19 protein-coding genes and 1 pseudogene are annotated in these 24814 nt (G+C 40.7%); 15 read left to right on the top strand and 5 right to left on the bottom strand.

Features of this window, described 5'->3' with window-relative positions; translation table 11 throughout:
- Window positions 1–222: 222 nt before the first annotated feature.
- The 5 genes from AC4HAL_RS07210 (at window position 223) to AC4HAL_RS07190 (ending at window position 7330) form a co-directional block, all read left to right on the top strand.
- A complete protein-coding gene (locus tag AC4HAL_RS07210) occupies window positions 223–1428 on the top strand; it encodes a quaternary amine ABC transporter ATP-binding protein (RefSeq protein WP_491093612.1) in 1206 nt (401 codons plus the stop codon).
- Between the two features lie 2 nt (window positions 1429–1430).
- A complete protein-coding gene (locus AC4HAL_RS07205; RefSeq protein WP_491093611.1) occupies window positions 1431–3149 on the top strand; it encodes an ABC transporter permease/substrate binding protein in 1719 nt (572 codons plus the stop codon).
- A 311-nt stretch (window positions 3150–3460) separates the two neighbouring features.
- Entirely contained in the window at window positions 3461–6100 is a 2640-nt protein-coding gene (gene polA, locus AC4HAL_RS07200) for a DNA polymerase I (RefSeq protein ID WP_491093610.1), read from the top strand.
- Between the two features lie 334 nt (window positions 6101–6434).
- Window positions 6435–6872: a LytTR family DNA-binding domain-containing protein gene (locus AC4HAL_RS07195; protein ID WP_491093609.1), complete on the top strand. Its 438-nt coding sequence runs from the start codon at window positions 6435–6437 to the stop codon at window positions 6870–6872.
- Between the two features lie 14 nt (window positions 6873–6886).
- Window positions 6887–7330 (top strand): DUF3021 domain-containing protein, encoded by a 444-nt coding sequence (locus tag AC4HAL_RS07190; protein ID WP_491093608.1) that lies wholly within the window; start codon window positions 6887–6889, stop codon window positions 7328–7330.
- A 57-nt stretch (window positions 7331–7387) separates the two neighbouring features.
- Here the strand turns inward: AC4HAL_RS07190 and AC4HAL_RS07185 are convergent, their stop codons facing one another.
- Window positions 7388–8437, bottom strand: a complete 1050-nt coding sequence (locus AC4HAL_RS07185; protein WP_491093607.1) for an Acg family FMN-binding oxidoreductase — start codon at window positions 8435–8437, stop codon at window positions 7388–7390.
- A 101-nt stretch (window positions 8438–8538) separates the two neighbouring features.
- Window positions 8539–9180 carry a TetR/AcrR family transcriptional regulator gene (locus AC4HAL_RS07180; RefSeq protein WP_491093606.1) on the bottom strand — a complete coding sequence of 214 codons (642 nt, stop codon included), beginning with the start codon at window positions 9178–9180 and terminating at the stop codon, window positions 8539–8541.
- A 161-nt stretch (window positions 9181–9341) separates the two neighbouring features.
- Between AC4HAL_RS07180 and AC4HAL_RS07175 the strand changes: the two genes are divergently transcribed.
- The 4 genes from AC4HAL_RS07175 (at window position 9342) to AC4HAL_RS07160 (ending at window position 12690) form a co-directional block, all read left to right on the top strand.
- Window positions 9342–9776 (top strand): CoA-binding protein, encoded by a 435-nt coding sequence (locus tag AC4HAL_RS07175; protein ID WP_447451724.1) that lies wholly within the window; start codon window positions 9342–9344, stop codon window positions 9774–9776.
- A 73-nt stretch (window positions 9777–9849) separates the two neighbouring features.
- Window positions 9850–10344, top strand: coding sequence for a Fur family transcriptional regulator (locus AC4HAL_RS07170; RefSeq protein ID WP_447451725.1), 495 nt, complete (start codon window positions 9850–9852; stop codon window positions 10342–10344).
- A 148-nt stretch (window positions 10345–10492) separates the two neighbouring features.
- On the top strand, window positions 10493–11743 hold the full coding sequence (gene ilvA / locus AC4HAL_RS07165; RefSeq protein WP_491093605.1) for a threonine ammonia-lyase IlvA: 1251 nt from the start codon (window positions 10493–10495) through the stop codon (window positions 11741–11743).
- A gap of 56 nt (window positions 11744–11799) precedes the next feature.
- On the top strand, window positions 11800–12690 hold the full coding sequence (locus tag AC4HAL_RS07160; RefSeq protein WP_447451727.1) for an SPFH domain-containing protein: 891 nt from the start codon (window positions 11800–11802) through the stop codon (window positions 12688–12690).
- A 239-nt stretch (window positions 12691–12929) separates the two neighbouring features.
- On the opposite strand, the gene brnQ is transcribed toward AC4HAL_RS07160, so the two are convergent.
- The 3 genes from brnQ to AC4HAL_RS07145 all read right to left on the bottom strand — a co-directional run bounded on the left by brnQ (window position 12930) and on the right by AC4HAL_RS07145 (window position 16785).
- The gene (gene brnQ, locus AC4HAL_RS07155) at window positions 12930–14324 is read right to left on the bottom strand and encodes a branched-chain amino acid transport system II carrier protein (protein ID WP_491093604.1); all 1395 of its coding nucleotides are present in this window, start codon (window positions 14322–14324) and stop codon (window positions 12930–12932) included.
- A 185-nt stretch (window positions 14325–14509) separates the two neighbouring features.
- Entirely contained in the window at window positions 14510–15250 is a 741-nt protein-coding gene (locus AC4HAL_RS07150) for an amino acid ABC transporter ATP-binding protein (protein WP_447451729.1), read from the bottom strand.
- On the bottom strand, window positions 15250–16785 hold the full coding sequence (locus tag AC4HAL_RS07145) for an ABC transporter substrate-binding protein/permease (RefSeq protein WP_491093603.1): 1536 nt from the start codon (window positions 16783–16785) through the stop codon (window positions 15250–15252). Before AC4HAL_RS07145 ends, AC4HAL_RS07150 begins: the two co-directional genes overlap by 1 nt.
- 289 nt (window positions 16786–17074) lie before the next feature.
- On the opposite strand from AC4HAL_RS07145, the gene AC4HAL_RS07140 reads away from it, so the two are divergent.
- From AC4HAL_RS07140 to sufD, 6 genes and pseudogenes are all read left to right on the top strand, one after another.
- Window positions 17075–18994 carry a DUF2207 family protein gene (locus AC4HAL_RS07140; protein ID WP_491093602.1) on the top strand — a complete coding sequence of 640 codons (1920 nt, stop codon included), beginning with the start codon at window positions 17075–17077 and terminating at the stop codon, window positions 18992–18994.
- A gap of 49 nt (window positions 18995–19043) precedes the next feature.
- Window positions 19044–19886 (top strand): undecaprenyl-diphosphate phosphatase, encoded by an 843-nt coding sequence (locus AC4HAL_RS07135; protein WP_491093601.1) that lies wholly within the window; start codon window positions 19044–19046, stop codon window positions 19884–19886.
- 370 nt (window positions 19887–20256) lie between these two features.
- Window positions 20257–21075: an adaptor protein MecA gene (locus tag AC4HAL_RS07130; RefSeq protein WP_447451733.1), complete on the top strand. Its 819-nt coding sequence runs from the start codon at window positions 20257–20259 to the stop codon at window positions 21073–21075.
- 185 nt (window positions 21076–21260) lie between these two features.
- Window positions 21261–22461, top strand: a pseudogene (locus AC4HAL_RS07125) (MraY family glycosyltransferase); the annotation flags it as partial.
- A gap of 229 nt (window positions 22462–22690) precedes the next feature.
- Complete coding sequence (sufC, locus tag AC4HAL_RS07120) at window positions 22691–23461, top strand: Fe-S cluster assembly ATPase SufC (RefSeq protein WP_491093599.1); 771 nt, start codon at window positions 22691–22693, stop codon at window positions 23459–23461.
- Window positions 23462–23536: 75 nt separating this feature from the next.
- The gene (gene sufD, locus AC4HAL_RS07115) at window positions 23537–24799 is read left to right on the top strand and encodes a Fe-S cluster assembly protein SufD (RefSeq protein ID WP_491093598.1); all 1263 of its coding nucleotides are present in this window, start codon (window positions 23537–23539) and stop codon (window positions 24797–24799) included.
- The last annotated feature ends 15 nt before the right edge of the window (window positions 24800–24814 follow it).

Genomic DNA, 24814 nt, shown 5'->3' with positions numbered 1-24814 from the left:
CATGATGTCGTAGGTTCGAGTCCTACTGGCGGAGTTTAGTAGAGAGGAGGAAGTCCTTCTCTTTTTTTGTGTTTTGGGAGGCAGGCTAGGGGGGTGACTGGAGAACTTCATTTGTAAACTTTTTTTAATTTAATAAGGGCTTGAATTTGATATAATAGTACAGATATGTTTTTTATCCTATGTTAGGATAATCGCTTTAATAATATTAGAGAAAGGATATATATGGGAACAATTCTTAAAGTGAACCATTTGACCAAGATCTTTGGAAAAAAGCAGAAAATGGCTCTTCAAATGGTTAAAGAAGAAAAGAGTAAAACTGAGATTCTTGAAAAGACAGGCTGCACTGTTGGTGTTTATGACGCTAATTTTGAGGTGCAAGAAGGCGAAGTTTTCGTCATCATGGGATTGTCAGGAAGCGGGAAGTCAACTTTGGTCCGTTTGATCAATCGCTTGATTGAACCTTCGTCTGGTGACATCGAAATCAAAGGGAAAAATGTTTCCGAAATGAATACAGCCGATTTGCGTGAAATTCGTCGTCACTCTGTCAATATGGTTTTTCAGAATTTTGGACTTTTTCCACATAAAACTATTTTGGAGAATACAGAGTACGGCCTAGAACTACGTGGCGTTCCTGAAGAGGAGCGCACTGCTGCGGCTGAGAAAGCTCTGGAAAATTCTAATCTCATTGCTTTTAAAGATCAGTATCCAGATCAGCTGTCTGGAGGAATGCAGCAACGTGTTGGCCTAGCACGTGCATTAGCAAATAATCCTGATATTCTTTTGATGGACGAAGCTTTTTCAGCCTTAGATCCTTTGATTCGTAAGGAAATGCAGGATGAGCTGCTAGATTTACAAGACCGAGTACAGAAGACCATCATTTTTATCACACATGATTTGAATGAAGCACTTAGAATCGGTGATAGGATTGCTCTTATGAAAGATGGGCAAATCATGCAGATCGGTACAGGAGAAGAAATACTCACACAACCAGCTAATGACTTTGTACGTGAGTTCGTTGAAGATGTCGATCGCTCTAAGGTTTTGACAGCACAAAATATTATGATCAAACCTATTACCGCTAATGTTGAAATAGACGGACCTAACGTAGCCCTCAAGCGTATGGATACCGAAGAGGTCAGTATGCTTCTGGCTACTAACCGTAAACGTAAACTCTTAGGTGTCATTACGGCTGATGCTGCTTATGAGGCTCGCAAAAATGGTACGAAACTAGCGGACAGTGTTGATCCGAATATTCGAACAGTGTCGAAGGATACTGTTTTGACAGATATTTTGCCTTTAATTTACGATTCTGCAGCTCCGATTGCTGTTCTAGATGATGATAAGCGTCCCGTGGGAGTTATTATCAAGGGACGTGTGATTGAAGCGTTAACGAAGCAAGGAATTGACACGGAAAAGGAAGGTGAGTAATTTTGGAAATATTATTAGCAGCAAAATTACCGATTGCAAACTATGTTGATAGTTTTGTGGATTGGTTGACTAATACTTTCTCAGGGCTTTTCAATATCCTTAAAGTCGTTGGTGATGGTATTATGGGCTTTATTTCTAATACCCTGACTTTCATCAATCCTTGGATTCTTATTGCTTTAATTGTGGCTCTAGCCTATATTCTTTCTAAGAAATGGAGCTTTACAATTCTTACGGCTATTGGATTGCTCTTTATCTATAATCAAGAATTATGGGGCGATTTAATTAATACCTTTACTTTGGTTTTGCTTTCCAGTCTCATTTCTATCTTGATTGGTATTCCTCTGGGGATATGGATGGCTAAAAGTGAAAATGCCAAAAAGGTTATTAATCCTATCCTAGACTTTATGCAAACTATGCCAGCCTTTGTTTATTTGATTCCTGCAGTTGCCTTCTTTGGCATCGGTATGGTACCTGGGGTATTTGCTTCTGTTATCTTTGCCTTACCACCGACAGTACGTATGACTAACTTAGGGATTCGTGAGATTCCAACTGAGCTGATCGAAGCTTCGGATGCTTTTGGTAGTACTAGTTCACAAAAGTTGTTTGGTGTTGAATTGCCGTTAGCAAAAAACACAATCATGGCAGGGGTCAATCAGACCATTATGCTGTCTCTCTCTATGGTAGTCACAGCCTCAATGATTGGGGCTCCTGGCCTTGGTAATGGTGTCTTGTCAGCTCTGCAACATGCTGAAATTGGTAACGGTTTTGTCAATGGTTTGGCTCTGGTAATCTTGGCCATTATTATTGATCGTTTTACTCAAAAATTAAATGCACCAATTGGTCAAAAGCAAGGCAACAAACCTAAGTGGCAAAAATGGATTGCACCAGTTCTAGTCTTAGCATTTATAGCTACTGGTATTACCCAGACGGTATTAAGTCATATGGGTGTTCAAAAACCAAAGGTTACTTTGGCCTATGTTGAGTGGGATTCAGAGGTTGCCTCAACCAATGTTTTAGCTGAGGTCCTCAAAGATAAGGGATATGATGTTGAAATCAAGCCTCTGGACAACGCTATTACTTGGAAATCTGTTGCCGATGGTAGTGTTGATGCATCTGTAAGTGCTTGGTTACCGACCACACATAAGGCACAGTATGAAAAATATAAAGGACAATTAGATGATCTGGGAGTTAATCTAAAAGGAACCCAACTAGGATTAGCTGTACCAGCCTATATGACTGATGTCAACAGTATCGAAGATCTATCTAGTCAAGCCGATTCAACCATCACTGGTATTGAACCCGGGGCCGGTATTACGACTAGTGCCGAGAAGGCACAAAAAGAATATTCCAACCTCTCTGATTGGGAGGTAAGTTCTTCTTCTACTGGTGCCATGATTACCAGCCTAGAACAGGCTTTAAAAAATAAAGAAGATATTGTTATTACGGGTTGGAAGCCGCATTGGATTTTTGCCAAGTATGATTTAAAGATTTTGGAAGATCCAAAAGGTGTTTTTGGTGGATCGGAAGACATTCATACGATATCCAGAAAAGGACTTAAGGATGATAATGCTGGTGCCTATAAAATTATTGATAACTTCCACTGGACCTCTAAGGACATGGAGTCAGTCATGTTGGATATCAGCAATGGAAAATCGCCATCTGAAGCTGCTCAGAAATGGATTAAAGACAATCCTGATAAGGTGTCAGATTGGACGAAGTAGTCTTAAAGAATTTTGAATTATTGATAAAATTTTGAGATTTGAATGGTTTTTAAGTCACTATTAAGTGTGTTAGGTTATACTACAAGTATCCTAAATAAACTTTTCTTTTTCATAATCTCCTGAGAGTGCCCAGCTTTTTGCTGGGTTCTTTCTTTTAGTTTTTTGTTTAATTAATGCTTCAGTAGTTAAAGTCGTGTTGCTGCCTTCTTTATTAATCATTCCGATAAAATTTGCAACACTTGAAAAGCTAGTTATCGTCTGAATTTACCTACAATTTATTGGAAGTGGTGTATCTGTGGTATAATAGGCCTATGGTTAATAAGAATAAATTATTGTTAATTGACGGATCTTCCATTGCTTTTCGAGCTTTTTTTGCTCTTTATAATCAAATTGATCGCTTTAAAAATCCTGCTGGTCTCCATACCAATGCTATTTATGGTTTTCATTTAATGCTGGATCATATGATGAAACGCATTGAACCGACTCACATATTGGTTGCCTTCGATGCCGGTAAGACGACTTTTCGAACGGAGATGTTTGCTGATTATAAGGCGGGGCGAGCTAAGACTCCAGATGAATTTCGAGAGCAATTTCCCTATATTCGAGAACTCTTGGATCATCTTGGTATTGCTTATTATGACCTTGAAAATTATGAAGCCGATGATATCATTGGAACTTTGGATAAGCAGGCTGAAAATGGAGAATTTGATGTTACCATTGTGAGTGGCGATAAAGATCTCATTCAGCTAACCGATGACAATACTATTGTAGAGATCTCTCGTAGGGGTGTGGCTGAATTTGAGGAATTTAGTCCAGCCTATCTTATGGAAAAAATGGGGATTACTCCCACCCAATTCATTGATCTTAAGGCTTTGATGGGAGACAAGTCGGATAATATTCCGGGGGTAACTAAGATTGGTGAGAAGACTGGCCTTAAACTCCTGTTAGAATATGGGAGCTTGGAGGCTATCTATGATAATATTGATCAATTTAAGCCTTCTAAAATGAAGGAAAATTTGATTAATGATAGGGAACAAGCCTTTCTTTCAAAAACACTAGCAACGATCAATACGCAGGCTCCTTTAGAAATAAGCTTGGATGATACTCGTTACCAAGGTCCACATATAGACGCTCTGGGAGCCTTCTACGATGAAATGGGCTTTAAGCAGTTGAAAGCTCAGCTTGGTTTGGACGATGAACCTATAAAGACTGCTGTAGGTTTTCAGCATGTTACTGAACATGAATTAGATGCTGCGATGTTTGGACCGGAGCAATTCTTCTACTTTGAAGTCTTTAATGATAACTACCATCAGGAAGATATTTTAGCTTTTGCCTGGGGGGATAGTGAAAATATTTATGTCAGTAAAGATTTAGATCTTTTGAAAGCACCCCAATTTTTAGAGGCTTTGCTTAAGCCGTTTAAGACTTACGATTTCAAACGCACAAAAGTGCTCCTAAGTCACTTAGGAGTTGATATACCGACAGCAGCTTTTGATAGCCGCTTGGCTAAATATCTTTTGTCTACGGTGGAGGATAATGAATTATCTACTATTGCCGCGCTTTATGGAAAAACGCCTTTGCCAAAAGATACTGAAATCTTTGGTAAGGGAGCCAAAAAAGCTGTACCAGAAGATACTGTTTTATTTAAGCACCTAGCTAACAAGATCCAAGTTTTAGTGGAAACAGAAGGTAGACTAAGAGAGTTACTGGCTGAACATGGACAGTCTGATTTGCTTTTTGATATGGAATTGCCTCTGGCTAATGTCCTAGCTAAGATGGAAATTGCTGGTATTCGCGTTGATCAGCAAACGCTTAAGGATATGGCTTTGGAAAATGAGGCGGCGCTTGAAGTCTTGACTCAGGATATCTACAGGATGGCTGGAGAAGAATTTAACATCAATTCTCCCAAACAGTTAGGAACAATTCTTTTTGAAAAGATGGAATTGCCCCTGTCTATGACCAAGAAGACTAAGACCGGCTATTCGACGGCTGTAGATGTTCTAGAGCGTTTGGCTCCCCATGCTCCAATTGTTGCCAAAATATTGGAATATCGCCAGATTGCTAAACTTCAGTCAACTTATCTGATAGGTTTGCAGGACTTTATTTTGGGTGATGGGAAAATTCATACACGCTATATGCAGGATTTAACCCAGACCGGTCGTCTATCCAGTGTGGATCCTAACTTGCAAAACATTCCAGTTCGCTTAGAGCAAGGGCGGTTGATCCGTAAGGCCTTTACGCCCGAGTGGGGAAATAGCGTCCTATTGAGTTCAGACTATTCGCAGATTGAATTGCGAGTGTTAGCCCACATCTCAGGTGATGAACATCTGATCGCAGCCTTCCAAAATGGTGAGGATATTCATACGGCGACAGCCATGAGGGTTTTTAATATTGGAAGTCCTGAGGATGTCACCCCCAATGACCGCCGTAATGCTAAGGCTGTTAACTTTGGTGTCGTTTATGGGATTTCTGATTACGGGCTATCTCAAAATCTGGGCATTAGCCGCAAGGCCGCTAAGAACTATATTGATACTTATTTTGAACGCTTTCCCGGTATCAAAAATTATATGGAGAGGGTGGTTCGTGAAGCGCGTGATAAAGGATACGTAGAGACTCTCTTTAAACGTCGCCGTATGTTGCCGGATATCAATTCACGTAATTTCAATATTCGAAATTTTGCAGAGCGGACAGCTATTAACTCGCCTATTCAGGGGAGTGCGGCTGATATTTTAAAAATTGCTATGATAAATCTTGATCAGGCTCTTGAAGACGGTGGCTTCAAGTCCAAGATGCTCCTGCAAGTTCATGATGAAATTGTCTTAGAAGTTCCCAATGCTGAGTTAACAGCTGTTAGTCAATTGGTTAAGAAAATTATGGAATCGGCGACTGAGCTGGCCGTACCACTTGTGGCAGATGAAAATTCGGGCTATACTTGGTATGAGGCAAAATAACCTTGATAAATAAGAAATCTCCAGTCACAAAGAGCTGGAGGTTTTTAATGTTTAGCTCTAACACAAGCTAAGAGATTTCAGAAAAAGGGGAGCTGTTATATGAGTATGTAAACTTTATGTGCTTTGACCATCAAACTAATAGGTCCTTGTACTTATTTGTACTGTCCTGATAAACTTGCTTAGAAAGTTACCTGATGATTTCTGTTACTATAAGAAGATGTGCTCTTATATTGATTTTCCGAATATCCCCTGAAAGTAACCATATAGCTAGAAGTACTAGCTATTAGGTGCAGTTTCGATTATACTTTAATTACTAGGAAGGAGGCGAGCTTTAATGAAGTTAGAAATAATTAAAGATAAGACTTTTAAGGAAACACTAGTTAAGATTTATACTAGTTATGTTGACAAAAAAACTCAACATTTAATTAATTGGGTTGAGTATGGCGGTCAATACATCTATGGTTTTATTGGTACTAGATCGCAGATGGTTAGTCCTGACGATATTATTAGGGTCTATACAAGTGACAAAAAAGTATATTTTGAAACTATTGATCGGGAGCATTATCAAGCTAAGCGGCGCTTGTATCAGCTGGAAGAGGAACTCCCTAGGACTTTTGTCAGGATTTCTCAAGGAGAGCTGGTCAATATTACTTATATTAAGCGTTTAGATTTGTCTATTAAAGGAACCATTCAGGTTGTTTTAAAAAATGGTGAACGGAGTTTTGTATCTCGTCGTTCCATAAAGAAATTTAAAAAGGCTTTGGGAGTCTAAGGAGGTTGCATATGATGCGAATGATTAAAAAAGGTATTGTAGGAGCTCTAATCGGGATTGGTGCTGGTGAGCTAATTTCTTTTCTATCCGTAGTGTTGGTAGGGAAAGGCTATGCGCCTGCAGTCCCTAGCTTTATTCAAGAATTTGACACTGTCACTCAGGCGGTTGGTGTACAATTGTTGATATTTGCGGTATTAGGATGTGTTCAGGGAATGGCATCTTCCCTTTTTCAATCTGTTAGAGATAAACAGGGGTTACTATTTATCACAAGTTTGCACTATGGTTTAGTGGTGCTGCCTCTTCTGGCAGCAGGTTGGTATTTACACTGGTTTTCCCTAACTTGGCTATCTTTTGCTGGTATGTTTTTATCTATCAGTTTGGTTTATACCTTGATTTTTTTGGTAAATTATCTTAGTGTGCGTAGAGATATTGGGAGAATCAATGCAAAACTAGGTTAGTTTCAATAGTAAAAATAGAGCAGGCTCAACAGCCATAATCACTGTTGAGCCTGCTCTCTATTGCTTGGTAACTGTAATATAATCTTTTAAAGAGCGACGCAATCCTTCGTTTTTGCCGTAGTCTTTGACACGGCCTGCTCTTAAGATCATTTGGGCATCTTGAGATAAATGAAAGTGCTTTTTCATAGCTTGTTCATAGATTGAAACTTCAATCATAGCACTAATGGGCTGGATGGCAATATCATTCTCAGTGCAATCATACCAAAAAGCCTGTGTTTTTTCTCCAACTTGAATCCAATCGGAAATCGTTTGTCTGCCAGTTATGACGAAAAATCCAGCACTGTGGTTAACCTGTTTGGATAAGGTGTCAAGACTCTGTTTGGCGAAAGTCTTACTAGTAGCATTTCGGTGATTACTTGTTAGGTAGTAAAGTGATTTCGTCACCATATTTAATCCCATCATATCGGCAGAAATTCCATCTAATTTGGTCTGTGTTTCTTGATTGGAGAAACGCAGCCACTCGCCTTGCTCTTGAAGAAAGTTTTTATTTTTATACTGTTTTTTCGCTGCAGCGATGCTATTTTTCTTGATGTAGTCAAAAGGAGGAGATCCTTTAGCATAGTAGGCAATATCAGGATATTTCTTTTGTAATTGGTTGATATGTTTTTGAGTAATTGCTGCTGATTGATAGGGTCGTTTATCTGTGTGGCGCTTTCGAATGAGATCAATCTTATCTTGTTTGATCCTTTTTCCTTTGCTTTTTTGTTGGTAGTGAATAGTCACTACCTGGTTGCTTTTAGATAAAGGGGAGGCATAGTCAGCTTCTATATCATAGCCATAAGCTTTAAATGTCGTTTTTAGGGATTGGATATAAGCCCCGAGTGAGATATAAAGTTCTCGATTGTGGGGATCTACAATGCTTAAAGTTCGACTATCATCGATGGCAATATTTAGTTTTCCTTTTTTGGGGTTTAAGGAAACCTCCCATGCCTGAGTGTTATGAGAATTGGCGGCGAAAGAAGCATCATACAAGGCCTGTTCAATTTCGGGTGCTACCCCGGGTAGAGAAAGGTTAGCTGCTGTTGAGTTTACAGGTCTTCCAATCATGATTATTGTTGTTCCTCCTGTTAGGATTAGTAGTAAGATAATCCCTAGGATTAATTTGGAGAAAGTATATTTCATGGCCTGTCTACTCCTTTTTATATAGTTTACTTCTTTTGGTAACAGGAAAGAAGCGTTAAAAATTCCTCTTTTAGGAAGTCTTCTGTATTAAGTCCTAACAATTGATAATATTCTGCTTTTTGTTCAGCCATACGGATGATACCGGAGAGGGCACTCCAAATAAATAAAGTAGCTTTATCAAGATCAATGTCATTAGAAAGATAACCGAGCTTGCTTCCTTGCTCGATCATGAGATGGATCTTTTGGTTAATAGCTAACCCAAGTTGATAGATATCCTTGTAGATACGAGGAGTTGCTATATCCTCAATATTGACATTGATATGACCAATAAAGCCTTCAAAATAGAGAGGATACTCACGACAGAAATGCTGTACAGCAAAGCATATCTGTAGATACTGCTGTAGTCCACTCTCTTGCGATTGCGCAGGAAAAGCTGTAATGATTTTGATCTCTTCATAGAGGTTTTTAATGTGCTCATAGACAAGGGTAAAGAAAATTTCTTCTTTATTTTTAAAGTAAACATAAAGTGTGGCCTTGCTGTAACCAGCAGCTTGGGCAATCTTGCTGACACTAGTAGCTTCTACCCCGTTTTTGATAAAGAGCTGATGGGCGGACTGTGCAATGGTTTTCCTATGATTTTCGGCGGGTGCTTTTTTACGACGTCCCATATAAGAGTCTCCTTTTGAGTTAATTAAACCGATAGTTTAATTATAATGTGACCTATTGATAATGTCAAGCTTTGGACTTTTGGCAAGGGATGTGCTATAGTAGATTGAACTAGCAATGTTTTTAATCCATATTGGCAATCTATTTAAGATGGAGGTGCTTTATGTCTTATCATTTTAGTAATCCTGATGATACTGTTATCAAGTCTTATCTGAAGGAAGCTCAAACTATTGCAGTTGTAGGCTTATCTAAGCGGGTAGAAACGGCAGCCTATGATATAGCCCAGGTGTTACAAAATGCAGGGTACCGTATTATTCCTGTTAATCCTAAGCTAGCTGGTCAAGAAATTCTTGGAGAGTCAGTTTACGCTTCCTTGAAGGATATTCCTGTCCCTGTTGATATTGTTGATGTTTTCCGCCGTTCAGAATTTTTGATTGATGTGGCTCAAGATTTTGTAGAGACAGATGCTAAAGTATTTTGGGCTCAGTTAGGTTTAGAGGCGCAGGATGCAGAGGACTTTTTGCGTCAAGCTGGTAGAAATGATATTGTTATGAACCGTTGTATTAAGGTGGAGCACCGGCGTTTACTTGGTTCATAACGTTGAAATACGGCTTTTCCGCTTTTATTTATGCTATAATAAGGCTAGTATGAATAGTGAATAGGAGGTGGCTATGGAAAAGGATCGCATGGCCTTGGAAGCTTATGAGACTGTTCTGGAGCGCCTAAGAAGTAAGCATATAAGAATTACAGAGAGCCGTAAGGCCATCATTAGATATATGATTGGAACTAAGAAACACCCTAGTGCTGAGATGATTTATGAGGATCTTTTGCCAGATTATCCTAGCATGAGTTTGGCAACGGTTTACAATAACCTCAAGGTCTTGGTAGAGGAAGGGTTTGTGACAGAGCTCAAGCTCTGCCATTACAGTACGACTTATTATGATTTCTTGGGGCATCGTGAAATCCATATTGCTTGTGAAAATTGCGGGAGAATTACAGATTTCATGGATGCTGATATTAGGGATATGTACCAGGAAGCTAGCAATCAGACGGGCTATCAGGTGACCCACAGTCAGGTTATGCTCTATGGCATCTGTCCAGAGTGTCAAGCCCAACTAGCAGGTGATAATCCAGATGACAAGTATGATAGAGAAAATCTAGCTTAAGGATGTCAAGAGAGGTCTATCGGAGGTAAGGTTTGTATCAGAAAAGGTACAAGCTTTTTATTGTCTAGAAAATTCTCTTTTATTTCATAGACGATTTTGTTATAATAAATCTACAGAAAATTTAGACAATAAGTAATAAGGAGGGGTTATGCTAACTGCAACCGATGTTATCCGAGCTCACAGTGTTCTAAAAGATGTGGTTGAACGAACACCTCTTGATTTTGACCGTTATTTGTCAGAGAAATATCAGGCAACGATTTATTTGAAGCGTGAGAATATGCAAAAGGTACGCTCTTTTAAATTGCGGGGAGCTTATTACGCCATTCATCAATTATCAGATGAAGATAAGGCACACGGAGTGGTCTGCGCTTCAGCAGGTAATCATGCTCAGGGTGTTGCATATACTTGCAACGAGATGAAGATTCCAGCTACTATTTTTATGCCGATTACGACACCTCAGCAAAAGATTACACAGGTTAAGTTCTTCGGTGGTAGCTATGTTGATATCCAACTAGTTGGTGATACCTTTGATGCTTCATCTCAGGCTGCACAGGAGTTTACCAAAGCGGAAGGTCGGACTTTTATTCCTCCTTTTGATGATGATAATGTTCAGGCAGGTCAAGGAACAGTTGCTTATGAAATTTATGAGCAAGCCAAGGAAGAAGGCGTTGATTTTGACAGTATCTTAGTTCCTGTCGGTGGTGGTGGGTTAATCGCTGGTGTATCGACTTATATGAAGGATGTATCTCCGGAAATAAGGGTGATTGGTGTAGAATCCAACGGTGCCCGTAGCATGCGTGCTGCTTTTGATAAGGGACATCCAGTTAAGCTGGAGCGTATTGATAAATTTGCAGATGGTATCGCTGTTCAGAAGGTTGGAGAGCGTACTTACGATGTGGCTCGCCGTCATGTTGATGATCTGGTCGGGGTAGATGAGGGCCTGATTTCTGAAACGCTGATTAATATGTATTCAAGGCAAGGCATTATTGCGGAGCCTGCCGGTGCAGCTTCTATTGCTGCTCTGGAAGTTCTCAAAGAGGAGATCAGGGGTAAGACCCTTGTCTGCATCGTTTCTGGCGGTAATAATGATATCAATCGCATGCAGGAAATGGAAGAGCGTGCGCTGATTTACGATGGGGTTAAGCATTATTTTGTTGTGAATTTTCCACAGCGGCCGGGTGCTCTGCGAGAGTTTGTTAATAATATTTTAGGACCGAATGATGACATTACACGTTTTGAGTATATCAAACGGGCTGCCAAAGGGACAGGGCCGTGTCTGGTTGGAGTAACTTTATCTGACAAAAATGATTACGACAGTTTACTTCAACGTTTGTCAAACTTTGACCCTAACTATATTAATTTGCACGGCAATGAAAGTCTTTATAATATGTTAGTTTAGTGTGATATGCATGTATTATCTTTAGATGTTTAATTTATTACTGGAGGAAAGTTATTATGGGTGGATTTTTAATTTTTTGTCTCATTTGTTTTATTATTTTTATTATCTTTTTAGTCAGTTCGCTCTATGTTGTTCGGCAGCAATCAGTAGCGATTATTGAGCGTTTTGGGCGTTACCAAACCACTTCTAGCAGTGGAATTCATGTTCGTCTGCCGCTTGGTATAGATAAGATTGCTGCGCGCGTGCAGTTACGGCTTTTACAGAGTGAAATTGTTGTTGAAACTAAGACTAAAGATAATGTTTTTGTTACCTTGAATGTAGCAACACAGTATCGGGTTAACGAGCAGAATGTTATTGATGCTTATTACAAATTAATGCGCCCAGAAGCACAGATTAAATCTTACATTGAAGATGCCCTGCGCTCGTCTGTTCCTAAATTGACCCTGGATGAACTCTTTGAGAAAAAAGATGAGATTGCCCTCGAAGTTCAGCATCAGGTGGCAGAGGAGATGTCTACATACGGATATATCATTGTTAAAACCCTGATTACTAAGGTTGAGCCAGATGCTGAAGTTAAGCAGTCCATGAATGAAATTAATGCAGCTCAACGTAAGCGAGTAGCTGCTCAAGAATTAGCAGAGGCTGATAAGATTAAGATTGTTACAGCAGCCTCTGCGGAAGCAGAAAAGGATCGGCTGCACGGTGTTGGTATCGCTCAACAACGTAAGGCGATTGTTGATGGTTTAGCTGAGTCTATTGCAGAACTTAAGCAAGCTAATGTCGGCATGACAGAGGAACAGATTATGTCTATCCTTTTGACCAACCAATATCTTGACACTCTGAATCAATTTGCTGCTGGTGGCAATCAAACTCTATTTTTGCCTAATAATCCAGAAGGGGCTGAAGATATTCGGACGCAGATATTATCAGCTTTAAAAGCAAAATAAAAAAGGGCAGATCCAATCTGATTTTTAGGAATCAGTCTGGATTGCTCTTTTTGACGTTAAAGTAGAAATTGCTTTAGCAACCTTCTTTGCCAACTTTTAAAGCTTTTGATTGTCAAGTGTTAACAGTACTAGGGCCTGTTTTATAATAGATGTTAAATCTTCTTGCTCATTTGAATTGGTGATACGATGTTAAGGATAAAACGCTGAATAAAGCAGGCTGGTTAAAAAGATAATATCTTTTATGATTTTAATTGCTTTTTGCGAAAGGGATTAAGTCTTGCTAATACTAGGCCAGCTAGCAGTCCAACTGCGGCGAAGCTAATCCAACCCATGTTATAGCTGCCAAGTGGGATGACTTTAATGAAGAAGGTCATCAACCAATTTGGCAGTGTAAAAAGTTGAGTTTGGGCTGATAGAGTATTAAAGGCATCAAAAAGTCCAGCAATAGCAGTGAAAGCTAACGTAGCCTTATAAACGATAGAATTGTCTCCAATGAAGCCCTTTAAGAAAATAAGAATAATCGTTACGATAGTTAGTGGGTAGAGAAGGTAGAGGACTGGCAAAGACCATTTGATAATCTCTGATAGTCCTCCGAAGTAAAATGTCACCCCAATAAGGGTAAAAATGGTCGCCCAAGCGATATGGGAGAGTCGGGGGATAATTTTGTGAAAATATTCAGCGCAGGCTGTAATGAGCCCTGTAGCTGTTGTTAGACAGGCTAGGAAAATAGCCAGAGCTAGCACAATTTGACCAAGAGAGCCCATATAGTGACTGGCTGATTGGATGAGAACTGGGCCACCATCCGTAACGGCTGTTGAGTGGTGCATAAAGAGGCCATTAGACAGACTAAAGAGAGATTGCGATGTTGCCCCCAAACGGCCGACAAAGATATAAATCGCAGCTAGGAGAGCAGCGGCGATAATACCAGATTTTAGTGTTAGTTGAGCTATGGCAGCAGGTGTCTCAGCGCCATGGTTTTTAGCAGCATCAATAACTAAAATGGCAAAAGCTAAAGAGGCAAGGGCATCCATGGTACTGTAACCTTGAATCAGGCCTGCGACAAAAGGCAGGTCGCGGAAACTGTCACTTACCGCATTTGAAGCGTTGACAGCTTGCCCAAGGTTACCGGCCGGCGAGATAAAGGAAGCGAGGATAAGTATACCTAGAAAAATCAAAAGAGCCGGTGTGAGGTACTTTCCAACACGGTCAGCAATTTTACTTGGGCGAACAGCAATGAGATAAGATAGGCCAAAAAAGACAATACCATAGCTAATATGTATAAATTGACTATCTCCAAAGAAGGGCATGATGCCAATTTCGTAAGAAACAGCCCCAGTACGTGGAATAGCAAAGAAGGGGCCAATTGACAGGTAAAGGGCAATGGCAAAGAAAAGAGCATAAATTCGTGAGGCTGGTTGAGCGATAGACTCTACATCAGTCTTACCTGAATAGGCAACGGCAACTACTCCCAGCAGGGGCAAGGTTACCCCTGTTAAGCAAAAGCCGATGATAGCTAACCAAAGATTAACACCAGAATAAATCCCAAGATAGGCTGGGAAAATAAGATTGCCTGCACCAAAAAAGAGTGCAAAGAGCATGAAACCAATGATCCAATAGGTTGATCGTTTTTGCATTGTAACCTCCAGTATTGAATTGTATAGAATTGTATGACAAATTATTATAGCAGGCTGTGTTTAAAGCTGTCAAGAGAAGCATAAGAGTCTTGCCCCTTTTGAAATAAAGAACAAGACCCTTGCTGAAGATTTTATTATTTTACGATCTGCTTTAAGGGAGCTGTTTCCCCAGTTCGTTTATGGCTTTATCCGAGGAAACGTTGCAGGAATTCTTTGGTACGACTCTCTTGCGGATGTTCAAAAAGCTGTTCTGGCTTTCCTTGTTCAGCGATGACACCTTTATCCATAAAGATAACGCGATCAGAAACATCTTTAGCAAATTCCATCTCATGGGTAACGATGAGCATGGTTAAACCTGATTTGGCTAAATCCTGCATAGTTTTAAGGACTTCGCCGACCATTTCAGGATCCAGAGCGGATGTTGGCTCATCGAAAAGAATGGCTTCAGGATTGACTGAGAGCGCGCGTGCAATAGCGACCCGCTGTTTTTGTCCTCCGGAAAGTTGAGCTGGTTTGGCTTTCCAGTACTGCTCTCCCATTCCTACTTTTTCTAGATTGGCTTTAGCGACCGCTATAGCTTCATCTTTAGGACGTTTCAGAACAGTTGTCTGAGGAACAACGGCATTATCAAGGACATTGAGGTTTTCAAAAAGATTAAAAGATTGGAAAACCATTCCTAATTTTTCACGGTAGGTTGCTAAATCATACCCTTTTTCAAGAACGTCTTGTCCGTGGTAGAGAATTTGTCCATCGGTTGGAGTTTCAAGAAGATTGATAGAGCGCAGAAAGGTTGATTTACCAGATCCGGAACTCCCGATGATTGAGATGACTTCTCCCTTTTTGACACTTAGTGAAATATCTTTGAGGACTTCATTTTGTCCGTAGGATTTTTTTAAATGTTTAATTTCTAAGATGGTATCAGTCATTAGTGGGCACCTCCCTGTGTGTAATTATCTTGGTCAAGGCGGCGTTCAACGTAACGCAAGATGCGGGTAACGGTAAAGGTAAGGATAAAGTAGATAGTGGCGATGATAAAGAAGGTTTGGAAATATTGATAGGTTTGAGTGGCCACAGTGTTACCAGAGAAGTAGAGTTCTACCACCGAGATAACATTAAGAACGGATGTGTCCTTGATGTTGATAACAAATTCATTGCCAGTAGCAGGCAGAATATTGCGAATAACCTGTGGCAAAACAATCTTACGCATAGTCTGGCTGTGGTTAAAACCTAAAGCTGTGGCAGCTTCAAACTGCCCCTTATCAACTGCAAAGATGCCGCCACGGACAATTTCACTCATGTAAGCACCTGTATTTATGGAAACAATAAAGATGGCTGCCCAGGTGCGATCGAGTGAAATATCAAAGGCCTGATCGAGACCGTAGTAAATAACCATGGCCTGAACAATCATTGGCGTCCCACGAAAGACCTCGATATAGATATTAAGGAGCCAATTGAAAAGAGTTTGCAAAAGGGTAAGGACCTTGTTGGCAGCTTTGGGAGCAGTTCGGTAGACGCCGATCAAAAGGCCAATAATCATGCCAACCAGAGTTCCGACAATTGAGATGAGCAGGGTTATGCCCGTTCCGCGCAGGAATTGGGACCAATTCTCGGTAAGAATTGTCCAAGCTTGGTTGAAGAAAGTTTGGTTGTCTTGCCCAGCTCCTGGTTGTTCTTTAGTCATCTTATCCATGAGCTGGAGTCGTTCTTTTTCAGGGATTGTGGCCAGGATTTCATTAACTTTATTGAGCGTTTGGGTATCATCTTTGCGCAAGCCGATAGCGAGTGCCGTATCATCTGGATTTGTTTTAAAGCCCTTATCCAACTCGATCATTTTGAAGTCATCACTAAATGTCTCCGCAGTCAGGGCCTCGGGCCGTTCAGATACATAAGCATCAATTTTTCCTGACGTTAAAGATTGGCGCATTTGAGAAAAGTCACTGACAGCTGTTTCTTTTTTAGCATTGGGAATTTGATCAATAAGACCGTAAAGGTAGACCCCTTGTTGAGATGTAATTTTTGCACCGGAGAAGTCAGAAAGGCTGCTGGCATCCGCGTATTTGCTATCCGATTTTACTACTAGAACAGGCTCGCTAGTATAGTAGGTGTTGGAAAAATTGATTTCTCTCTTACGTTCCGCTGTTGGACTCATACCAGCGACGATCATATCAATTTTATTGGAAGTTAGGGCAGGCAGCAGCCCGTCCCATTTAGTCTTGACGACGATGAGCTTTTTGTCCATCTTCTTAGCAATTTTCTTAGCCATCTGGACATCATAACCATTGGCGTACTGACGACTGCCGTCAATGGGAACGGCACCGTTAGAATCATCATTTTGTGTCCAGTTGAAGGGGGCATAGGCCGCTTCCATGCCGACACGTAAATATTCATCTGCTTGAACAGATGTTGTCCCACCCCAAACTAGGGCAGCAGCTAACACGAAGGTTAGGATTAGTTTTTTCATGAGATACTCCTATAGTTAAAGGTCCTAATTCTAGCTATCAAGACACAAATATACATACTATCCTATTTTACAGGAAATATCAGTCGATTTCAATGGGAGTATCCCCTTTTTAAAGAGGAATTTCTCAAGTACCGTTTAAATTTATGATAAAATGGGGGGTATAAGAAGTTATACAGTTAAGTCTAGGTTTAAGTAGGTTAAAGAATAGTTTTCTTGCCTTTTGAGGGTTAGAATATTCTCTATCTGCTTGTTTTCTCGGCGCTTTTGTACTGTCGTAAGAGAGGAGTTTATGAGAAAGAAATTTTTGTTTTGTCTGTCTTTGCTAATATCTTTAATTATTTTTGCGCCTAAGATTCAGGCGGATGATGAGGTGGATTATAGCATCAGCCGTTATGAGGGACGACTTAATATTCGTAAGGATAACACAGCGACTTTTACTCAAGTGATAACCTATAAATTTGATTCGGCTTATAAGGGTCAATATGTTACCCTAGGGAGTGCTGGAAATAACCCCAAGGGATTTTCTATTGATAAATCAAAGGTTACCTCTTGGGTCGAGAACAATAGAGGGGTGAAAAGGAAGCCTAAAGCTCACTTAGAATCACTAAAAGAAGGATATGCCCTTAAAATATATAATGCTGGACAAAAGGGAGACCAAGTTCGAGTAACAGTGACTTGGCAGTTGAATCATATTTTGACGGTTCATCGAGACATTGCTGAATTAAACTGGAAACCAGTCAGCGATTGGGATGTCCCTCTGCGTCACGTGAGCTTTAAAATATCGGCTCCAAGTAGTTCACAGCAGCAATTATTTGTGCATTTAGGGTATCTACAACCGGCTGCTCGTATTAAGAATATGGGGAACACATTTGGTGTGGACGCTGACTATATTGGTGAAGGTAAAGCTTTAGAGCTGCATGGATTCTGGGATTCAAATAGTTTTACAGCTAAAAAGGACGATCGAAAGCTAGCTCTGGGACAATTTCAAAGTGTAGAAAAGAAAATTCATCGAAAGAGTCTTCTTTTTCGCAGGGTATTCTCTGTAATTTTTCCGGTTGTCATAAGTGCTGCTGTCCTTATTGCCGTTTGCGTTTTTATTCTTTATAAGCTTTTGCTAAAACCCCGCAATACCTATCAGGGAGCCAAATGGCTCTACGTTGCACCTGCAGACTGGTCTCCGCAACTGGTTGCTTCTACTGTTTACAGTACAGACTGGTCTGATGTCAACCCTATTACAGGAGGAAAGGGGCTATTTTCCTTTGAAAATTTAGTTCAGGCAACGCTACTTGACTTAATTGATCGAGGGAATCTCAAGTTAGAAGTAGATGAGAAGGGTGCTTGGCTTTCCTACATGACATCTAAGGGGCTAACTCCATCTGAGGAGTATTTTATTCACATGGCTATGGGAGAACATTTGGATAGTAAACTTGCTGTGGAAGGGCTGTTTTCTGATTACAAAGTTGACAAGAGTATTAGTGTTAAAAAGGGGTATAATGCTTCGCAGGTCAACGATTATGGACGCCGCAAGACAAGCGCGTTTACACGGTCGCTAAAGAAGTTGACGCAAGCTGTTGCTGATGAAAAGCAAATTTACCGTTTGGGGGATTACTACAGACCTTTGAGTTTACGGGAGAACGGTCTGAGACAGCTCAGCCTAGCTCTGCTTTTAGGAGCGAGTCTATTTTCCGTGGTATCCCTCCTCTATCTTCTGATTTCAGGGAAGTTAACGCTGCTTAATTGGCAACTTTCCTTGGGGTACGTTTTACTGAGTCTAGGGTCTTTGCTGCTTTGGATTCTGTTTAATGCTTTTAGCCGTTTGGAAAAACAAAATGGGGTGCTCAAAGAAGAGTTTTTACCTGACTATTATGCTTGGCAAGCCTTTCGCCGTATGATGAAGGATATTAAGACTTTTAATCAGGCTGAATTGGAAAGTATTGTGGTGTGGAATCGTATTCTTGTATATGCTACGCTCTTTGGCTATGCCAAGGAGGTCGAAGAGGTTATTAGGGTTCACCGAATAGAAGTTCCTTCTGCAATGGCAGGCTATGTTTATCACGATTGGTATCCCTTGCTTTATCTATCTGCTCATCACTTTGCTGATTACGGACATCAAGCGGTGGCAGCTCAAAACTTTCATGTTTCGTCAGGTGGTTTCAGTAGCGGCGGCTTTTCCGGAGGCGGTGGAGGTGGAGGAGGCGGAGCCTTCTAAAATCTACTTCTTTTTGCTATAATGGAACAAAACTTATCTAGGAGATGCTATGCTATTTATTGAACTGCTTAAGGCAGTATTTCTCGGCATTGTCGAAGGTATTACTGAATGGTTGCCGATTTCTAGCACAGGGCATTTAATTCTGGTGCAGGAATTTATCAATCTCAATCAGGGAGATGCCTTCCGCGAACTCTTTAATATTGTCATCCAGTTGGGTGCTATCTTGGCAGTCATGGTTATTTACTTTGAGCGCCTTAATCCCTTTCAAAGAGGTAAGACGGCTAGAGAGGTACGTCTGACTTGGCAGCTTTGGCTGAAGGTTGTTATTGCCTGCATTCCCTCGGCTGTAGTGGGACTTCTTTTGGATGATTGGATGGATGCTCACTTTAGTAATTTCACCAGTGTTGCTACGATGCTGATTGTCTACGGTATTGCTTTTATCTGGATTGAAAGACGTAATCAAAATGTTGAGCCAGCAGTGAAAGATTTAGCACGTATGCACTATAAGACCGCTCTTTATATCGGATTGTTTCAAGTTCTTAGTATTATTCCGGGGACCAGTCGTTCGGGTGCGACAATATTAGGTGCCATCCTGGTTGGGACCAGCCGCAGTGTGGCTGCTGATTTTACATTCTTTCTAGGAATTCCGACCATGTTTGGCTACAGCGGGCTTAAGTTTGTCAAATTCTTTCTCGATGGTCATCATCTGACTGGTCCTCAGTGGCTTATTCTGCTGCTGGCTTCGGTGGTGGCTTTTGCAGTCAGCATGGTTGTTATTAAATTCTTAACTAATTTTGTCAAAAAGCATGATTTTACAGTTTTTGGCTGGTACCGAATTGTATTAGGTGTTGTTCTTTTGCTATATGCAGCAGTCAAAGTATTGGTGGCTTAAGACAGTTTTTATTGTGCAAAGAGTAGAAAAGGGCTTGGAACATCCGTGTTCCCTGCTCTTATTTTTTGTACTGATTGTTTAATATCTTTTGAAAACTTCATGATCTGGCCTTGTCCTTATGGTGGGAGACCAGCACAAAAATTTTAAGTTTGATTCACACGGCTCTCTAGTTTCTAGGCGATAGCCTAAAACGGTCTGGAGTTCAATTATTTCGAACCAGCAACTAGAAATTAAGATTTGTTGAATAGTTGATTTCTGCGAAATCATGATTTTTATCTTATTTCTAGTTGGCTTTAGAGACATACTGTAAAATTGAACTTTTAGGACTTTTCTTGTATAATAAAATAACTACTCGTGCGAGGTAAAGACTATGGAAATGAAACAGATCAATGAATCCACGTTGAAGATTTCAGTTAGTATGGATGATCTAGATACTTATGGCATGGAATTGAAAGATTTCCTCATGCCACAAGAAAAAACAGAAGAGTTTTTCTATACCATTTTGGATGAGTTGGATATTCCTGATAACTTTAAATCAACTGGTATGTTGAGCTTTCGGGTAACCCCCCGTCAGGATAGGGTTGATGTTTTTGTCACCAAATCGGACCTCAGTGAAGATTTAGACTTTGAGCAGTTTGCAGAAGGAGTGAACGATTGGTCCGACTTGACCCCAGAAGATTTTTTTAAAAATCTGGAAAAAAATATGATGGAACAAGGGGATACAGAAGCTCATGAAAAGCTGAAAAACATCGAAGAAATGCTGGATGATGCCCTTAGTAATCTATCGGACTCGCCTGTCTCAACGACGGAAACATCGGAAGCTGATGAGGATGATGGTGAAGATAAACCTTTCAAATTTAAACCGGAAGATCTGATCCCAGAGACTCACTATGTGCATTTTGCAGCGGATTATCCTACTTTAAAGGATGCGATTATAGCAGCACAGGCATTGGATGTACCAACAGAAGCTTCTGAGCTTTTTAAGTCGGAAGACAAATACCATATGACGGTTCTCTTTTATATTGCAAATGAGTCTCCTCAGCGGTCCGATCAGCTAAAGGCTCGTTTTTATGAGTACGGTTATCCTTCAGAATATACGCGGGCCTACCTGTTGGAGCATATGATTAAGCTGGTTGATGACAACGCCATTGAACACCTGAAAAAAATAAAGTTGGTGCCCTCTAAATGATAAATCCATTTCGTTTACAATACATCTTGGTCTTGATTGGGGTATTTTTGATTTCTCTTATCCTGACTCCCTTGGTGCGGTTTTTGGCTTTACATATTGGTGCAGTTGATAATCCTAACGCCAGACGTATCAACAAGGTTCCCATGCCTAGCAGCGGCGGGCTGGGAATTTTAATTGCCTTTTTGATTGGTTCTCTGATTTTGATGCCGATTATTACCGAGCGACATCATTTTTTACAGTCCTACTTTGATTATATTTTGCCAGTTTCTCTAGGAGGACTTATCGTAGCAATGACTGGCTTTATTGATGATATACGTGAACTTACACCAAAGTGGAAGATGTTGGGAATTGTGCTTGGCGCCATCGTTGTCTGGACCTTTACAGATTATCGTTTTGACAGCTTCAAGATTCCCTTTGGGGGTCCGATGCTCTATTTTGGGCCTGTTTTAAGTTTCTTTTTGACTGTTCTGTGGATTATTGCCATTACTAATGCTATTAATTTGATTGATGGTTTAGATGGATTGGTCTGCGGAGTATCAATTATCAGTCTAACGACTATGGGGCTGATTTCTTATTTCTTTCTTTTTGATAGTAATCTTTATACTACTCTGACGATCTTTCTTTTAATCGCAGCGATTGCTGGCTTTTTTCNTGTTCTATTTTGGGCCTGTTTTAAGTTTCTTTTTGACTGTTCTGTGGATTATTGCCATTACTAATGCTATTAATTTGATTGATGGTTTAGATGGATTGGTCTGCGGAGTATCAATTATCAGTCTAACGACTATGGGGCTGATTTCTTATTTCTTTCTTTTTGATAGTAATCTTTATACTACTCTGACGATCTTTCTTTTAATCGCAGCGATTGCTGGCTTTTTTCCTTACAATTATAATCCTGCTATTATCTATCTGGGGGATACTGGTGCGCTCTTTATTGGTTTTATGATTGGTGTTTTGTCCCTGCAGGGATTAAAAAATTCGACAGCAGTTGCAGTTATCACACCGGTTATCATTTTAGGAGTACCAATTTTGGATACCTTCGTGGCTATTATTCGGCGGAAACTGTCAGGACGTTCAGCCATAGAGGCTGACAAAATGCACCTGCACCACCGTCTGTTGGCTATGGGATTTACTCATCGAGGGGCAGTCTTGGTTGTTTATGGGATTGCTATGGTTTTCTCTTTAACCTCCCTGCTTTTAAATGTTTCCAGCCGTCTTGGGGGAGTCCTTCTGATGATTGGTATTCTGTTTACAGCAGAGGTGCTCATTGAGGGATTACAAATTTGGGGGATCGGCCGAACGCCGCTCTTTGATGCCTTGAAGTTTATTGGCAACAGCTCTTACCGCCAATCGGTATTGGACAGGTGGAAGCAAAAGTTTAATAGATAATTTTATAATCAAAGACAAAGCTAAGCTTGTCTTTTTTTGTTATAATGAAGGGTGATTAGAGGCTAAGTTGTGTATTGTACTCTTTAAAATTTAGGGTAGCACTTTATAGATGGCAATATGTTGTATTGCGCACAGCTGTTGTTTCACTAATGTGTTTTTTGAGTATTAGTCTCTTCTAAAGACAGGCCCTTGCGATTGACGCTGGCCAACAATGATAAAGGAGTTATACATGTCTGTACTGGAAATAAAAAATCTTCACGTCTCCATTGAGGATAAGGAAATTTTGAAAGGACTGAACTTGACCCTGAAAACAGGTGAAATTGCAGCCATTATGGGGCCAAATGGTACAGGGAAATCAACACTCTCTGCGGCTATCATGGGAAACCCTAATTATGAGGTGACTGAAGGTGAAATTTGGTTCGAGGGGCAAAATATTCTTGAGTTAGAAGTGGACGAACGTGCACGTTTAGGCCTTTTCTTAGCGATGCAGTATCCGTCAGAAATTCCAGGAATCACTAATGCAGAGTTTATCCGTGCGGCGATGAATGCTGGCAAGGAGGATGAAGAAAAGATTTCCATTCGCGATTTCATCACTAAATTGGATGAAAAAATGGAACTATTGGGCATGAAAGAAGAAATGGCTGAGCGTTATCTCAACGAGGGATTCTCTGGTGGTGAGAAAAAGCGCAATGAAATTTTACAGCTTCTGATGTTAGAACCTAAATTTGCTCTCCTAGATGAGATTGACTCTGGCTTGGATATCGATGCCCTGAAGGTTGTCTCTAAAGGAGTTAATGCCATGCGCGGTGAAGGATTTGGGGCTATGATTATCACCCACTATCAACGCCTACTCAACTACATTAAGCCTGATGTTGTTCATGTTATGATGGATGGCCGGATTGTTCTTTCAGGTGATGCTGAATTGGCAGCCCGACTTGAGCGTGAAGGCTATGCCCAAGTAGCTGAAGAGTTGGGATTAGAATACCACGAAGAAGTTTAAATAGGCGTCTAATTTAAAACAAGTTTAGGGTAAAATTACCTAGACGTGTTAGAAGAGAGGAGCAACCACCATCTCATGTCAAAGGAATCTATTGTAAAATTTTCACAGGCGCAGGCTGAGCCGGTTTGGCTACGTGAGCGGCGTTTAGCAGCTTTTGATCAGATCGAAAATCTGCCTTTGCCTGATATTGAACGTGTTAAGTTTCATCGTTGGAATCTGGGTGACGGTAGAATAGCTGAAAGTGAGGCTAGTAACAATGTGCCTGATTTCACAGCACTTGGGGATAATCCTAAGCTTGTCCAGCTGGGGACGCAGACCGTACTTGAGCAGCTCTCGGCAGATTTGTTAGAACAAGGTGTTGTGTTTATTGATTTAGCTTCTGCCCTAGAGGAGATCCCAGAGATTATTGAGAGCCACTTTGGTCAAGCACTGGCTCTGAATGAGGATAAATTAGCTGCTTATCACTATGCTTATTTCAACAGCGCAGCTGTTCTGTATGTGCCGGACAATGTTGAAGTCTCCCGACCAATTGAAGGTGTCTTTCTGCAGGATAGCGACAGTGCAGTGCCTTTTAATAAGCATGTGCTGATTATTGCCGGTCGCAATGCGCGTGTGAGTTACTTGGAGCGGTTTGAGTCTATTGGTGATGGCAGTGCTCAAACAACAGCTAATATTAGTGTCGAAGTTATTGCCGGTGCTGGTAGTCAGGTTAAATTTTCCGCTATTGATAGGCTTGGAGATAATTTGACAACCTATATGAGCCGGCGGGGACGTCTAGAGCGTGATGCTACTGTTGATTGGGCTCTTGGCGTTATGAATGAAGGCAATGTGATTGCCGATTTTGATAGCGATCTTAAAGGGGACGGTAGCCATGCTGATCTCAAGGTCGTTGCGGCTTCCAGTGGTCGTCAGGTACAAGGGATCGATACACGGGTAACCAATTATGGGAAAAATTCTGTTGGGCATATTCTCCAACATGGTGTTATCTTAGAACGGGGGACCTTGACCTTTAACGGTATTGGTCATATTATTAAAGGTGCCAAAGGGGCTGACGCCCAACAGGAAAGTCGTGTCCTTATGCTGTCTGATAAGGCGCGCAGTGATGCTAACCCAATCTTGTTGATTGATGAAAATGATGTAACGGCTGGTCATGCAGCCTCGATTGGTCAAATTGATCCAGAGGACATGTATTATCTGATGAGCCGCGGTTTAAAATTTGAAGAAGCTGAACGTCTGGTTATTCGCGGATTCTTAGGAGCTGTTATTACAGAGATCCCCATTAAGGAAGTTCGTGATGAAATGATTTCAGTTCTAGATACAAAGCTGGATAAGCGCTAAATCTTGTTTTAGTTT

Source organism: Streptococcus sp. ELY_125 (assembly GCF_058314535.1).
The sequence above is the reverse complement of the archived record's forward strand: the minus strand, read 5'-3'. Positions and strand labels throughout refer to the sequence as shown.